The sequence below is a fragment of the Micromonospora sp. CNZ280 genome, assembly GCF_011759515.1.
In genome coordinates this window covers 626,710-639,061 of the sequence record NZ_JAAOYP010000001.1, presented here as the reverse complement: position 1 = coordinate 639,061, position 12,352 = coordinate 626,710, and the positions used below count along the sequence as shown (strand labels likewise).

At 73.6% G+C, this 12,352-nt stretch carries 13 protein-coding genes; 9 read left to right on the top strand and 4 right to left on the bottom strand.

The features are described 5' to 3' along the window. Positions 1 to 20 precede the first annotated feature (20 nt). The 6 genes from FHX32_RS03005 (at position 21) to FHX32_RS02980 (ending at position 6,890) form a co-directional block, all read left to right on the top strand. Positions 21 to 740: a TIGR03936 family radical SAM-associated protein gene (locus tag FHX32_RS03005; protein WP_167182134.1), complete on the top strand. Its 720-nt coding sequence runs from the start codon at positions 21 to 23 to the stop codon at positions 738 to 740. Positions 741 to 871: 131 nt separating this feature from the next. Further along, positions 872 to 3,865, top strand: coding sequence for an Rne/Rng family ribonuclease (locus tag FHX32_RS03000; RefSeq protein ID WP_167179257.1), 2,994 nt, complete (start codon positions 872 to 874; stop codon positions 3,863 to 3,865). Positions 3,866 to 4,243: 378 nt separating this feature from the next. Further along, the gene (gene rplU, locus FHX32_RS02995; RefSeq protein ID WP_088992380.1) at positions 4,244 to 4,558 is read left to right on the top strand and encodes a 50S ribosomal protein L21; all 315 of its coding nucleotides are present in this window, start codon (positions 4,244 to 4,246) and stop codon (positions 4,556 to 4,558) included. An 11-nt stretch (positions 4,559 to 4,569) separates the two neighbouring features. After that, positions 4,570 to 4,824: a 50S ribosomal protein L27 gene (rpmA, locus tag FHX32_RS02990; RefSeq protein ID WP_088992381.1), complete on the top strand. Its 255-nt coding sequence runs from the start codon at positions 4,570 to 4,572 to the stop codon at positions 4,822 to 4,824. Between the two features lie 91 nt (positions 4,825 to 4,915). After that, positions 4,916 to 6,370 carry a GTPase ObgE gene (gene obgE / locus FHX32_RS02985; protein WP_167179255.1) on the top strand — a complete coding sequence of 485 codons (1,455 nt, stop codon included), beginning with the start codon at positions 4,916 to 4,918 and terminating at the stop codon, positions 6,368 to 6,370. Between the two features lie 70 nt (positions 6,371 to 6,440). Next, positions 6,441 to 6,890: a GNAT family N-acetyltransferase gene (locus tag FHX32_RS02980; RefSeq protein ID WP_167179253.1), complete on the top strand. Its 450-nt coding sequence runs from the start codon at positions 6,441 to 6,443 to the stop codon at positions 6,888 to 6,890. A 45-nt stretch (positions 6,891 to 6,935) separates the two neighbouring features. Here the strand turns inward: FHX32_RS02980 and FHX32_RS02975 are convergent, their stop codons facing one another. After that, complete coding sequence (locus FHX32_RS02975; RefSeq protein WP_167179251.1) at positions 6,936 to 7,595, bottom strand: DUF6766 family protein; 660 nt, start codon at positions 7,593 to 7,595, stop codon at positions 6,936 to 6,938. Between the two features lie 107 nt (positions 7,596 to 7,702). Continuing rightward, positions 7,703 to 8,185 carry a DUF4383 domain-containing protein gene (locus tag FHX32_RS02970; protein WP_088992385.1) on the bottom strand — a complete coding sequence of 161 codons (483 nt, stop codon included), beginning with the start codon at positions 8,183 to 8,185 and terminating at the stop codon, positions 7,703 to 7,705. 251 nt (positions 8,186 to 8,436) lie between these two features. Here FHX32_RS02970 and FHX32_RS02965 point away from each other — a divergent pair, with 251 nt between their 5' ends. Genes FHX32_RS02965 through FHX32_RS02955 form a run of 3 tightly spaced genes read left to right on the top strand, consistent with a single transcriptional unit; the run spans position 8,437 to position 10,353 of the window. Beyond that, positions 8,437 to 9,213 (top strand): hypothetical protein, encoded by a 777-nt coding sequence (locus tag FHX32_RS02965; protein WP_167179249.1) that lies wholly within the window; start codon positions 8,437 to 8,439, stop codon positions 9,211 to 9,213. A gap of 25 nt (positions 9,214 to 9,238) precedes the next feature. Continuing rightward, a complete protein-coding gene (locus FHX32_RS02960; RefSeq protein ID WP_167179247.1) occupies positions 9,239 to 9,706 on the top strand; it encodes a phage holin family protein in 468 nt (155 codons plus the stop codon). Further along, the gene (locus tag FHX32_RS02955) at positions 9,703 to 10,353 is read left to right on the top strand and encodes a DUF3618 domain-containing protein (RefSeq protein WP_167179245.1); all 651 of its coding nucleotides are present in this window, start codon (positions 9,703 to 9,705) and stop codon (positions 10,351 to 10,353) included. Before FHX32_RS02960 ends, FHX32_RS02955 begins: the two co-directional genes overlap by 4 nt. A gap of 79 nt (positions 10,354 to 10,432) precedes the next feature. On the opposite strand, the gene FHX32_RS02950 is transcribed toward FHX32_RS02955, so the two are convergent. Both FHX32_RS02950 and FHX32_RS02945 read right to left on the bottom strand, forming a co-directional pair. Continuing rightward, on the bottom strand, positions 10,433 to 11,560 hold the full coding sequence (locus tag FHX32_RS02950) for a glycosyltransferase family 2 protein (protein ID WP_486480886.1): 1,128 nt from the start codon (positions 11,558 to 11,560) through the stop codon (positions 10,433 to 10,435). Next, positions 11,557 to 12,294 carry a class I SAM-dependent methyltransferase gene (locus FHX32_RS02945; protein WP_167179243.1) on the bottom strand — a complete coding sequence of 246 codons (738 nt, stop codon included), beginning with the start codon at positions 12,292 to 12,294 and terminating at the stop codon, positions 11,557 to 11,559. The genes FHX32_RS02950 and FHX32_RS02945 overlap by 4 nt, the downstream gene beginning before the upstream one ends. Between the last annotated feature and the right edge of the window lie 58 nt (positions 12,295 to 12,352).

Sequence of the window (12,352 nt, the reverse complement as noted above, 5' to 3'; positions counted from 1 at the left end):
CGGTCGTCCAGCGCGTCCGGATCCGGTACGCCAAGCGCGGACCGCTGCGGTTCACCTCGCACCGGGACTTCGCCCGGGCGTTCGAGCGGGCGCTGCGCCGGGCCGGGGTGCCCGTCGCCTTCTCCCAGGGCTTCACCCCACACCCGAAGATCTCGTACGCCAGCGCGGCGCCGACCGGAGTGGCGAGCGAGGCCGAGTACCTGGAGATCGGACTGCGGGAGCAGGTCGACCCGGCGCAGCTGCGGGCCGCCCTGGACGCCGCGCTCTCGCCCGGCCTCGACGTGCTGGACGCCGTGGTGGCCACCGGCGGCAGCCTGGCCGACCGGATCGAGGCGTCCCACTGGCGGATCGAACTGCCCGAGGTCGACCCGCGCGTGCTGGCGGCCGCGGTGTCCGCTTTCACCGCCGCTGACGAGGTGCTGGTGGAGCGGATGACCAAGCAGGGGCGGCGCACCTTCGACGCCCGAGCGGCAGTCATATCCATCGATGCATTGGCACCGACGGAGACGCCTTCCGGGGTGGTGGGCGTACCGTGTGCGATACTCGAACTGGTCGTGCGGCAGGTCACCCCCTCCGTACGACCCGATGACGTCCTTTCCGGCCTCCGCGTGGTGGCCGCCCTAGAGCCGCCGGTTCCGCCGAGGGTGATCCGGCTGGCTCAGGGCACGCTGACCGCGCAGGGTGCGATCGCGGATCCGTTGGAAGCGGACCGCGACGGGGCAACCATCGGCGGGCACTGACCGACGGTCAGCGCCCAGGCAGGCAGACTTCGTCGGTCGCACGACTCGCGCGCCCGGCGGAAACACCTTTGCGGCAACCCTGCGTGGCAGCGCTCACCCGCGCCCGGGGCGGCCAGAACTGGAGAACGTCCATGCTCGAGAACGAGCCCGAGGGCGGCGAACGGACCGGTGCACAGCCGGCCGGCGAGACCGCCGACAACAGCAGCACCCTCGACGGCAGCGCCGTCGGAAGCGCCCCGCTCGCGGGGCCCGGGGGCGAGGCTCCGGCCGCGCCGACCCGGCGGCGGGCCACCCGGCGGCGGGCCACCCCGCTGAACCAGCCCGAGCAGGTCGAGGCGCCGGTCGAGGCGACCAGCGCGCCGACCCCGGGCAGCGGGGAGGCCCCGGACGGCGAGGTCCTCGCCCCGATCGCCGGCGACCTTGACGCCGCGCCGAAGACGCCCCGTCGCCGGCGCAAGGCCACCACCGCGAAGGCCGCCGAGGAGCAGCCGGCCGAGGTGACGGAGCCGTCCGCCGAGGCCCCGCCGCCGGTCAAAGCCACCCGTACCCGGCGGCGAAAGGCCGCCCCCGCGGCGGCCGAGCCCGCCGCGGAGACGCCGGCCGAGGGCGCCGCCCAGTCGGCCGGGCCGGCGGGCGCCGCACCGGCTGAGGCCGGCCCGGAGACCGGGCCGGCGGCCGGAACCGACTTCGGTGCCGCCGCGCCGGTGTCCGACAGCGGAGCGGAGCCCCGCTCCGGCGAGGTCCCGCCGGGTGTGGCGATCAGCCCGCCGGCCGACGAGGAGGCCGAGGCCGAGCCGGAGGTCGTCGAGCCGGAGATCGTCGAGCCGGAGCCCCGGACCCGCCGCCGGCGGGCCGCGCTCTCCGCTCCCACAGTCCTGTTCATGGCACCGCAGCCGGAGGAACTCCCGGTCACCCGGGCCGTCCCGCCCGCGCCGGTCGAGGAGCCCGCCGAGGAGGCGGCCGAGCCGTCCCGCCGGCGCCGCCGGGGTCGCCGCGAGGCCGAGCCGGTCGAGGCGGTGGAGGTCGAGGAGGAGCCGACCGAGGAGGCCGAGGAGGCCGAGGAGGAGGACGAGGAGGCCGCGGCCGCCCGTCGCCGCCGCCGTCGGGGTCGCCGGGGCCGGGGCCGTGGCAAGGGCGGCGTCGAGGACGTCGAGGACGAGGAGGCCGAGGAGGCCATCCGGGCCGAGGCGGAGGAGGCCGAGGCGGAGGAGGCCGAGGAAGAGGAGGCCGAGGGCGGCGAGGGGCTGACCCGCCGCCGGCGCCGCCGGCGTCGCCGGGGTGCCGGGGACACCGAGGGCGCCACCGAGGACGGCGTGCCGACCGTCGTCAAGATCCGCGAGCCCCGCCGGACCGTCGACGAGGTGCAGGGCGTCTCCGGCTCGACCCGGCTGGAGGCCAAGCGGCAGCGCCGCCGGGACGGCCGCGAGCAGCGTCGGACCCGCCCGCCGATCCTCAGCGAGTCGGAGTTCCTGGCCCGCCGGGAGGCGGTCGACCGGGTGATGGCGGTGCGCCAGCGCGGTGACCGCACGCAGATCGCCGTCCTCGAGGACGGCGTGCTGGTCGAGCACTACGTCACCCGCAACTCGTCCGGCACCATGGCCGGCAACGTCTACCTGGGCAAGGTGCAGAACGTCCTGCCCAGCATGGAGGCGGCCTTCGTCGACGTCGGCCGCGGCCGCAACGCGGTGCTCTACGCCGGCGAGGTCAACTGGGACGCCACCGGCCTGGAGGGGCGGGCCCGCTCGATCGAGCAGGCGCTGAAGTCCGGCGACTCGGTGCTGGTGCAGGTCACCAAGGACCCGATCGGGCACAAGGGCGCCCGGCTGACCAGCCACATCGCGCTCTCCGGCCGGCACCTGGTCTACGTGCCGAACGGCAACGCCTCCGGGATCAGCCGGAAGCTGCCGGACAACGAGCGCAAGCGGCTGCGGGACGTGCTGAAGAAGCTGGTGCCGGACGGCGCGGGCGTGATCGTGCGGACCGCCGCCGAGGGCGCCAGCGAGGACGAGTTGGCTCGCGACGTGAAGCGGCTCCAGGCGCAGTGGGAGGACATCCAGGCCAAGGCGGCCGAGGGTGGCGCTCCGGTGCTGCTCTACGAGGAGCCGGACCTGGTCATCCGGGTGGTCCGGGACCTGTTCAACGAGGACTTCCGCGAGCTGGTCATCGAGGGCGACGAGGCGTACGACATGGTCGAGTCGTACCTGTCGCACGTCTCGCCCGACCTGGTCGCCCGGCTGCGCCGGCACGTCGGCACCACCGACGTCTTCGCCGAGTACCGGATCGACGAGCAGATCCTCAAGGGGCTCGACCGCAAGGTCTTTCTGCCCTCCGGCGGTCACCTGGTGATCGACCGGACCGAGGCGATGACCGTGGTCGACGTGAACACCGGCAAGTACACCGGCGCCGGCGGCAACCTGGAGGAGACGGTCACCCGGAACAACCTGGAGGCCGCCGAGGAGATCGTCCGCCAGCTCCGGCTGCGCGACATCGGCGGCATCGTGGTGATCGACTTCATCGACATGGTGCTGGAGTCGAACCGGGAGCTGGTGCTGCGCCGGCTGACCGAGTGCCTGGGCCGGGACCGCACCAAGCACCAGGTCACCGAGATCACCTCGCTGGGTCTGGTGCAGATGACCCGCAAGCGGATCGGCGCCGGCCTGCTGGAGGCGTTCAGCGAGACCTGCGAGTGCTGCAAGGGCCGCGGTGTGATCATCCACACCGAGCCGGTGCCCGAGAAGCCGCGTGCCGGCGGGGCGGGGGAGAAGGTCAAGGCGGTCGCCTCGGCGGTCGCCGCTCCCGAGTCGACCGGCGGGGCGACCCGGCGCCGGGGCCGCAAGAGCGCGCCGGCCGAGCGGACCGTGGTCGAGGTGACCGACACCGACACCGCCACCACCACGACGACGGACGCCGACTACCACGACACCATGGGCTACGACCTGTCCCGCTACGAGTCGGACACGGCCGCCGCGCCGGAGGTGTCCGACAGCCAGCAGGGCGAGTCGGCCCGGCTGGCCGCGCCGGACGACCCGGACGCGCTCGCCGAGGCCGACGCCGAGGAGTCGGAGGGCGGCACCGGGCGGCGCCGGTCGCGTCGTGGCGGCGCCCGGCGGCGTACCCGGCCGTGACCGGCTGACCAGCCTCGGGTTTGACAGGGCCCCTTCCCCGGCGATGTCCGGTGGGAGGGGCTCTGCCGTTGGTCCGGCCGGCACGTACGTGCGGGAGGTGGGGCGGACGACCTGGCCGGCGAGGTGGTGGCGCTGGGCACGGACCTCGACGCGATCGTCGAGACCGAGCTCGACCGGCTCCAGCAGCGCCTCGACCAGCTCTGCGGCCGCTGATCCGCCGGCCCGGTTTGGGCGTCCGGCCTGCCATGGCGTACGCTTGCCTGCGGCGCACTTTGGTGTGCCGAGTTCCCGCGTGCCCGCGCCGCCGTGCCACTGCTACCCGGCGAGCCGCCGCGGGGACTACCGCCAGCAGCCTCAACGACAGGGAGTCCGCCTCCGATGTACGCGATCGTCAAGACCGGCGGCAAGCAGTACAAGGTCGCCGAGGGCGACGTGATCGAGGTCGAGAAGCTCGCCGGTGCCCCCGGCGACGCGGTGAAGCTCGCCGCGGTGCTCCTCGTCGACGGTGACGACCTGGTGACCGACGCGGCGAAGCTTGCCAAGGTCGAGGTGTCCGGCGAGATCGCCGCGCACACCAAGGGCCCGAAGATCCGGATCCACAAGTTCAAGAACAAGACCGGCTACCACAAGCGCCAGGGTCACCGCCAGCCGCTGACCCAGGTCAAGGTGACCGGCATCTCCAGCGGGAAGTAGGTCGTCCTCCAATGGCTCACAAAAAGGGTGCGTCCAGCTCGCGTAACGGCCGTGACTCCGCGGCCCAGCGGCTCGGCGTGAAGCGCTTCGGTGGTCAGGTCGTCAGCGCCGGCGAGATCCTCGTCCGGCAGCGTGGCACCAAGTTCCACCCCGGTGACCTGGTCGGCCGCGGCGGTGACGACACGCTCTTCGCGCTGGCCGCCGGTTCGGTGCAGTTCGGCACCAAGCGCGGTCGCAAGACCGTCAGCATCGTGCCGCAGCAGTAGTTGTTCGGTCGAAGCGGGCCGCGGACCTGGTGTCCCGGCCCGCTTCGCCGTTTCTCGTGCGGGGACGTGCCTCGCTGGAAGGATTGGCGTCGTGACGACGTTCGTTGACCGGGTCGTCCTGCACCTGCAGGCCGGCGACGGCGGGCACGGCTGTGTCTCGATCCACCGGGAGAAGTTCAAGCCCTTCGGCGGGCCCGACGGCGGCAACGGCGGGCACGGCGGCAGCGTGTCGCTGGTGGTCGACCCGCAGGTGCACACGCTGCTCGACTTTCACTTCCGTCCGCACGTCAAGGCGCCGAACGGCAAGGGTGGCGCCGGTTCGAACCGGGATGGCGCCAACGGCGGCGACCTGGTGCTCAAGGTGCCCAACGGCACCGTGGTGCAGACGCTCGACGGCACCGTGCTGGCCGACATGGTCGGCGCCGGCACCACCTTCGAGGTGGCCCGGGGCGGGCGCGGCGGCCGGGGCAACGCCGCGCTGGCCAACGCCCGGCGCAAGGCCCCCGGCTTCGCCGAGCTGGGCGAGCCCGGCGAGCAGCTCGACGTGGTGCTGGAACTGAAGAGCGTGGCCGACGTCGGCCTGGTCGGCTTCCCGTCGGCCGGCAAGTCGTCGCTGATCTCGGTGCTCTCGGCGGCCAAGCCGAAGATCGCCGACTACCCGTTCACCACCCTGGTGCCCAACCTCGGCGTGGTCCGGGTCGACAACCACACCTTCACCGTCGCGGACGTGCCGGGCCTGATTCCGGGCGCGGCCACCGGCAAGGGGCTCGGCCTGGAGTTCCTCCGGCACGTCGAGCGCTGCGCGGTGCTGGTGCACGTGATCGACACGGCGACGCTGGAGCCGGGGCGGGACCCGCTGGCCGACGTCGACACCATCGAGGCCGAGCTGGCCGAGTACGGCGGGTTGGCCGACCGGCCCCGGCTGGTCGCGCTGAACAAGGTCGACGTGCCGGACGGCCGGGACCTCGCCGAGATCGTCCGCCCCGACCTGGAGGCGCGGGGCCTGCGGGTGTTCGAGGTCTCCGCGGCCACCCGGGAAGGGCTCAAGGAGCTCACCTACGCGATGGCCGAGCTGGTGGAGGCGGCGCGCCGGGCGGCCCCGCCGGCCGAGCCGACCCGGATCGTGATCCGCCCCACCGCCGTGGACGACGCCGGGTTCACCATCGAGCCGGCGCCGGACGGTGCCTGGGTGGTGCGCGGCGTACGGCCGGAGCGCTGGGTGCGGCAGACGAACTTCGACAACGACGAGGCGGTCGGCTACCTCGCCGACCGGCTGGCCCGGCTGGGCGTCGAGGAGAAGCTCGCCAAGGCCGGCGCCGAGGCGGGCGACCTGGTCCGGATCGGCGACCGGGAGTTCGACTGGCAGCCGACCCTCTACGCCGGCGTCGACTTCATCCCCGGCAACCGGGGCACCGACGTCCGGCTGGAGGAGAAGTCGACCCGGGTCTCGGCGGCGGAGCGGCTGGCGGCCCGCAAGGCCCGCCGGCAGCGGCCGGCCGACGAGGTCGAGGCCGGCGAGCCGGCCGTGGAGGCCGACGCCGAATAGCTCGTTGCGCTCCGTGACCAGGCCGCGTGCCGGAAACTTGGACGAAATCCGCGCGTCGTAACGTGGCGTGATGCTGATCGAGTCACGTCCCGCCACCGATCCGGAGATCGCCGCCCTGGTCGCGGCCCAGCAGCGCGAGTTGCGCGAGGCCGACGGCGGGCTGGACGGGCAGGTCACCGTGACCCACGACGACATCCGCTATCTGGCGGTGGTCCTCGACGGGCGAGCGGTGGCCTGCGGTGGGCTCCAGGCGCTGGACACCGGCACCGGCGAGCTGAAGCGGATGTACGTGCGGCCCGCGTACCGGGGGCGGGGGATCGCCCGGCAGTTGCTCGTCGCGCTGGAGGAACTGGCCTTCCGGCAGGGGCACGAGGTGGTCTGCCTGGAGACCGGCAGCTACCTGCCGGCGGCCATCGGCCTCTACACCTCCTGCGGCTACCAGCCGATCCCGGTCTACGGCGAGTACGTCGACAACCCGTACAGCGTGTGCTTCGCCAAGCGGCTGCGGGTGCCGGCCTGACCGCGCGCCGGTCGTTCCGCCGGCCACCAGCGGCCTGACGGCCGGTCAGTCTCCGGTGTGCGCGTGCTCGACGGTGACCGGCTTGGACTCCGGCGAGGCGTGCTCACGCAGGAAGATGCTCAGCACGATCAGCGTGCCGACGGCGAGGAACTCGCTCTGCCAGTTCTGCATGGACTGGAACCAGAAGTCGCTGGTGCCCAGGAATTCCCAGACGCCGATCGGCGGGGCGCCGCTCTGCAGCGCCTGCTGCTGGTTGTACTCGGCGGTGCCGGCGAACAGGTGGCCGAGGAACGAGCCGGCGAAGATCAGCAGCAGCGCGATGGAGAGGCTGTTGCGGTAGACCACCAGGGGCAACCCGCCGGCGCGTACCGGCCAGGGGGATTCCGGCTCGGCCCGCCGCTCGTCGTCCTCGGGCCGGTCGGTCTGCTCCAGCGGCTTCGACTCCGCCGATCCGCGCTGCACCAGGTACGCGGTGAGCAGCACGTAGCCGCCCATCTGGAGGAACTCCGACTCCCAGTTCTCGAAGACCGCCTCCAGGAAGTGCCCGCTGCTCAGGTACGCCAGCCAGCTGATCTGAGGTGCCCCGTACCCGGCCAGTTCCTGGTTGTGGGTCTGCCAGCCGAACACGCTCTGCAGCACCAGGAAGACCAGGAACGCGCCGAACATCGACACGCTCAGCGCGTTGTCGCGCAGCCAGCGGGGCATCGCCGCCTCCTCGTCGGAGATCCAGTGACTCTCCGTTGCCCCACCGGACCAGCCGGCAAACTCCGCCGACCCTCCGGTCACACCCCCGGGTACGGCGGCGCCGCCGGTCAGGGGCGGTCGAAGGGCGTGTCCAGCCGGCTGCCGGTGCCGAGTTGGTTGGACAGCAGCAGGCCGAGGGCGAGCATGCCGAAGCCGAGCACCAGGTGCAGCCAGTTGACGGCGTCGTTGAGCGGGATGAAGTTCGCCGCGCTCTCCCGGTTGATGACGAAGCCGTAGAGCCAGAGCCCGAGGTAGAGCGCGCCGCCGCCGGCCAGAAAGATCCGGGCCCCGGCGACGCTGCGGGCCATCAGCAGGCCGAGCAGGCCGAAACCCAGATGCAGGATGTTGTGCAGGATCGACACCTGGAACAAACCGAGCAGCTTGGCCTCGGAGTGGTGCCCGGCGAAGTTCATCTCGTCGTAGCCGGTGGTGATGCCGGGGATGAAGCCGAGCACCCCGATCAGGGTGAAGACCCCGGCCGCGGCCAGCGCGGCGAGTTGGACCGCGGACTTCCGCCCCGCGACCGCGCCACCGCGTGCGTCACGCGCCATCGATGTCACCTCCGTGGATCCGCGGAGTCTCCGCGGCGCCGGTCGCGAAAAACGCTCGTGACAGTCCGTATCGGCGATGTCACCCCAACCCGACGATCCTCCATTTTGTAACCCTGTCCGGACGGCTCCGCAGAGAAATGGCGAATCAGGTATGGACCCGGCGACGCAGGGTAGGTGAATTTGCGCGCCGGTCGGACGGCCGGCGCGTTCCCCCAGCACACCGCGACGACTTTCCGAGCGAAAGGGACATCATGACTTACGATCTGTCACCCACGTCTGCCACGTACGGGCCGGAGTCGACGAACGGCGACGATGTCCGCGAGCAGGCCGGCCACGTCGGGTCGGAGGCCGCGCACGCCGGCGGAGCGGTCGCGGAGGCCGCCAAGGAGCAGGGCAGGGAGGTCGGCCGCGAGGCGGCCCGGCAGGCCCGCAACCTGTACGGCGAGGCCCGCAGCCAACTCGTCGGCCAGACCAGCGAGCAGCAGCGCCGCGCCGCCGGTGGGCTCCGCTCGCTGGCCGACGAGATGCGGACGATGGCCGAGCAGGGCGGGCAGACCGGTCCGGTGAGCGAACTCGCCCGCCAGGCCGCCGACCGGGTGCACGGCGTGGCCGGCTGGCTGGAGGCGCGCGAGCCCGGCGACATCCTCGCCGAGGTGCGTGACTACGCCCGCCGCAACCCGGGCACCTTCCTGGTCGGCGCGGCCGTGCTCGGCGTGCTCGCCGGCCGGCTGACGAAGAACATCGCCGCCACCGGCGACGGCCAGGGCGGCAACCACCGGGCGGACGGCTCGGGCGCCGGCTACGACCCGGACCAGACCGCCGTCATCCCCACCCCGCCGGCCCCCCGCGCGGTCCCGGACGCCGTGCCGCCGGGCGGCTACCTCGACCCGGCGCCGACCGCCCGCCCGGACACCGGCACCACCACCAGCTACGCCGACCCGGCCGGCGGCACCGGCCAGCCGCTGCCGCCGGTGAGCCAGACCGACCCGCTGCCGGGCGTGCCGTCCAGCGGAACCACCCGTCCGTGAGCCGGGTCATCCGAAGGGAGGCGGCATGAGCATGCCGACGCAGGGATCCGGACAGGACTCCGGTTACCAGCCTTCCGCAGGTGCGCCGCACACCGCGGACGAGGTTCGGGGCAGCTCGATCGGCGAGCTGATGCGCCAGGTCACCACCGACCTGTCCACCCTGATGCGCCAGGAGGTGGAGCTGGCCAAGGCGGAGATCCGCCAGGAGGGCAGGAAGGCGGGCAAGGCCGCCGGGTTCTTCGGCGGTGCCGGCTTCGGCGGCTACCTGGTGGCGCTGTTCCTCTCGCTGGCCCTGTGGGCCGGGCTGTCCAACATGATGGACGCCGGCTGGGCGGCGTTGATCGTGGCCGTCGTCTGGGGCGCGATCGCCGCCGTCCTCTACTCCATGGCGAAGAAGAACGCGGAGCGGATCCGCGGCCTCAAGCAGACCAACGACAGCGTGCAGCGGATCCCCGACGCGCTCAAGCCCCACCCGCAGGAGGTCACCCGATGAGCACCGACCCCGCCCAGATCCGCCGGGAGATCGAGGCCACCCGCAACAACCTGAGCTCCGACGTGGACGCGCTGGCGTACAAGGTCAGCCCGAGCCGCATCGTCGACGACCGCAAGCAGCGGGCCCGTACCGCGCTGCAGAATGTGAGGGACAAGGTGATGGGAACCGCTTCGGACCTGGGCCACGGCACCGGCCACGCCGCCCACTCGGTGGGTGACCGGGCCTCGTCGGCGGCGCACACGGTCGGCGACAAGGCCCAGTCGGCGACCTCGACCGTCGGCGACGCCGCGCAGCGGGCGCCGCAGGTGATCCGGGCGAAGTCCGAGGGCAACCCGCTGGCCGCCGGCCTGATCGCGTTCGGCGTCGGCTGGCTGGCCTCGTCGCTGATCCCGGCCACCCGTCGCGAGCAGCAGGTGGCCACCCAGGTCAAGGAGAAGGCCGGCGAGCACACCGGGGTGGTCAAGGAGAAGCTGACCGAGGTGGCCGGTGAGCTGAAGCAGGAGCTGCGTGAGCCGGCGCAGCAGGCGACCGAGTCGGTGAAGTCGACGGCGCAGGACGCCGTGCACGCCGTGACGGACGACACGAAGTCCGCCGCGCAGGGCGTGAAGGACCAGGCGCAGCACTCCCGCAACCAGGTGCGGTACTGACCCTCGCGATCTTGCGCATTGGGCCCGCCTCGTGCGGCATTTCTACCGGTTCGCCGGGGCGGAAAGTGCAAGATCGCGGTCAGTGGAGGCGGCGGCGCAGGGCGCGCTCGGAGTGGGCGGCACGGCGGACGCGGGTGCCGGCGTAGCTGACCCCGCCGAAGAGGACCCGCCGGCCGACCGCCAACCAGGCGCAGAGCCCCCGCTCCAGCAGCCACAGCGGCGCCGCCAGAGCGGTGGCCGGCGGGAAGACCGCCGCGCCGCCGGCCCGCCGCCGCCCCACCTCGGCCAGCGCCACCGTGGCCGCCGCCGCGCCGAGCAGCGGGCCCGGTCGCCGGGTCAGGACCGCCGCCGCCAGCGCCGGCAGGACCGCGAGCGAGGTGAGCAGCCGCACCGGCTGGGCCAGGTCGTCGTACGCCTGGCGGACCCGCTGCCCGCGGAAGTGCGCGGTGTCCGGCGGCAGCCGGCGGACGTACAACCCGGCGGGGGCCGCCTCGGTGCCTCCGTACGCGCGCACCGTGCGGATCAGCTCCAGGTTCTCGAAGAGCACGTCCGGGTCGTAGCCGCCCATGCCGAGGAAGGTGCTCCGGCGCACGGCGAGGGTGCCCGGGTAGTCCGCGCCGAGCGCCCGGTTCAGCAGCGTCCGCCCGGTGTCCCAGTACGCGTGCCAGGGCAGCGGGTCGAAGTAGTTCTGCGGCCGGACCAGGTCCACCCGGTGCAGCAGCCGGTGCACCACGTGCAGCCCGGCCTCGTCGTAGCGGACGTCGTCGTCGGCGATCACCACGTGCTCGTGCCGGGCCGTCCGGACGCCGGTGAGCACCCCGACGACCTTGCCGTTCACGCCGCGCACCGCCGGATCCGGGGGCACGTGCCGGAGCAGCCCGCGCCAGGTGTGCGCGTGCCGGGCGAAGACCTCCGGGGCGGACCCGTCCACCACGGTCACCTCGACCAGGGTGGTGAGCCGGCGCAGGTAGTCGGTCAGCTCGGCCAGGCCGGCGTCGTCGGCCCAGCGCAGCGGCAGCACGTACGACACCGGGAGCCGGCACGGCCGGTCGCCGGCGGACCCGGTGCGGCCGGGCGTGGCGCGGTCGACGGCGCCGCCGCCGGTGGCCGGCCCGGGCGACCCGTTCGCTTCGGGCGACCCGGTGGCGGCCGGGCGGGCGCGGTCGTCGCCGGTGGCCCCGCCGGTCGGGCGGGTCGGGGCGCTCACGCCGCCGCCGGCCGCCGCCAGACCGAGACGTGCTCCCGGCTGTCGTCGGTGAACGGCTCGGCCGTCCAGCCCGCCCAGCGGTGCTCCCGGGCCATCCCGGCCAGCTCGGCCATCAGGTCCAGCTCGGCCGGCCAGGCGTAGCGGTGGTTGGCCGGCAGTAGCCGAACGCCGCCGTCGGTGAGCCGGATCTTCGTGGTGGTCATCCGCTGCTCGGCCGGGTGCAGCACGGCCGCCTCCAGCAGCACCTCGTCCTCGGCGACCCGCACCGGCCGCAGGGCGGAACCGGCCCGGAACGCGCCCGGGTCGGGCACCCACGCCTCGACCACGAACCGGCCGCCGGGGCGCAGGTGGGCGGCCGCGTTGCGGAAGCAGGCCACCTGCGCGGCCTGGTCCGGCAGCGCGAAGACGGTGTTGAAGGCCAGCACGACCAGGGCGTACTCGCCGGGCACCCGGGTCTGCGCGAAGTCGCCCACGGCGACCTCGATCCGGTCACCGCCCGGTTTGGCGCGCAGCCCGGCCACCATCTCCGGTGACCCCTCGATGCCGGCGACGGTCAGGCCCCGCGCCAGCAGCGGCAGCGCCAGCCGCCCGGTGCCGATGCCGAACTCGCAGACCGGACCGCCGTCCGCCAGCGCCGCCAGCCGGTCCACCGCCTCGGCCGGGTCCAGGTGGGCGTACGTCTCGTCGTACCCGGCGGCGGCGTGCCGACCGTAGGCGCTGGCGTCGAAGGGCAACGGTGCCTCCCGGGCGAGGTGTCGGTGCCCGCAGCAGGTGCCCGGATATCTCCCGGTC

Coding starts and splice junctions, on each gene's coding strand:
- FHX32_RS02955 (WP_167179245.1), top strand. CDS start 9,703: ATGAGCACCGACCCCGCCCAGATCCGCCGGGAGATCGAGGCCACCCGC.
- rplU (WP_088992380.1), top strand. CDS start 4,244: ATGTACGCGATCGTCAAGACCGGCGGCAAGCAGTACAAGGTCGCCGAG.
- FHX32_RS02965 (WP_167179249.1), top strand. CDS start 8,437: ATGACTTACGATCTGTCACCCACGTCTGCCACGTACGGGCCGGAGTCG.
- FHX32_RS02960 (WP_167179247.1), top strand. CDS start 9,239: ATGAGCATGCCGACGCAGGGATCCGGACAGGACTCCGGTTACCAGCCT.
- rpmA (WP_088992381.1), top strand. CDS start 4,570: ATGGCTCACAAAAAGGGTGCGTCCAGCTCGCGTAACGGCCGTGACTCC.
- FHX32_RS02980 (WP_167179253.1), top strand. CDS start 6,441: ATGCTGATCGAGTCACGTCCCGCCACCGATCCGGAGATCGCCGCCCTG.
- FHX32_RS03000 (WP_167179257.1), top strand. CDS start 872: ATGCTCGAGAACGAGCCCGAGGGCGGCGAACGGACCGGTGCACAGCCG.
- FHX32_RS02970 (WP_088992385.1), bottom strand. CDS start 8,185: ATGGCGCGTGACGCACGCGGTGGCGCGGTCGCGGGGCGGAAGTCCGCG.
- FHX32_RS02975 (WP_167179251.1), bottom strand. CDS start 7,595: ATGCCCCGCTGGCTGCGCGACAACGCGCTGAGCGTGTCGATGTTCGGC.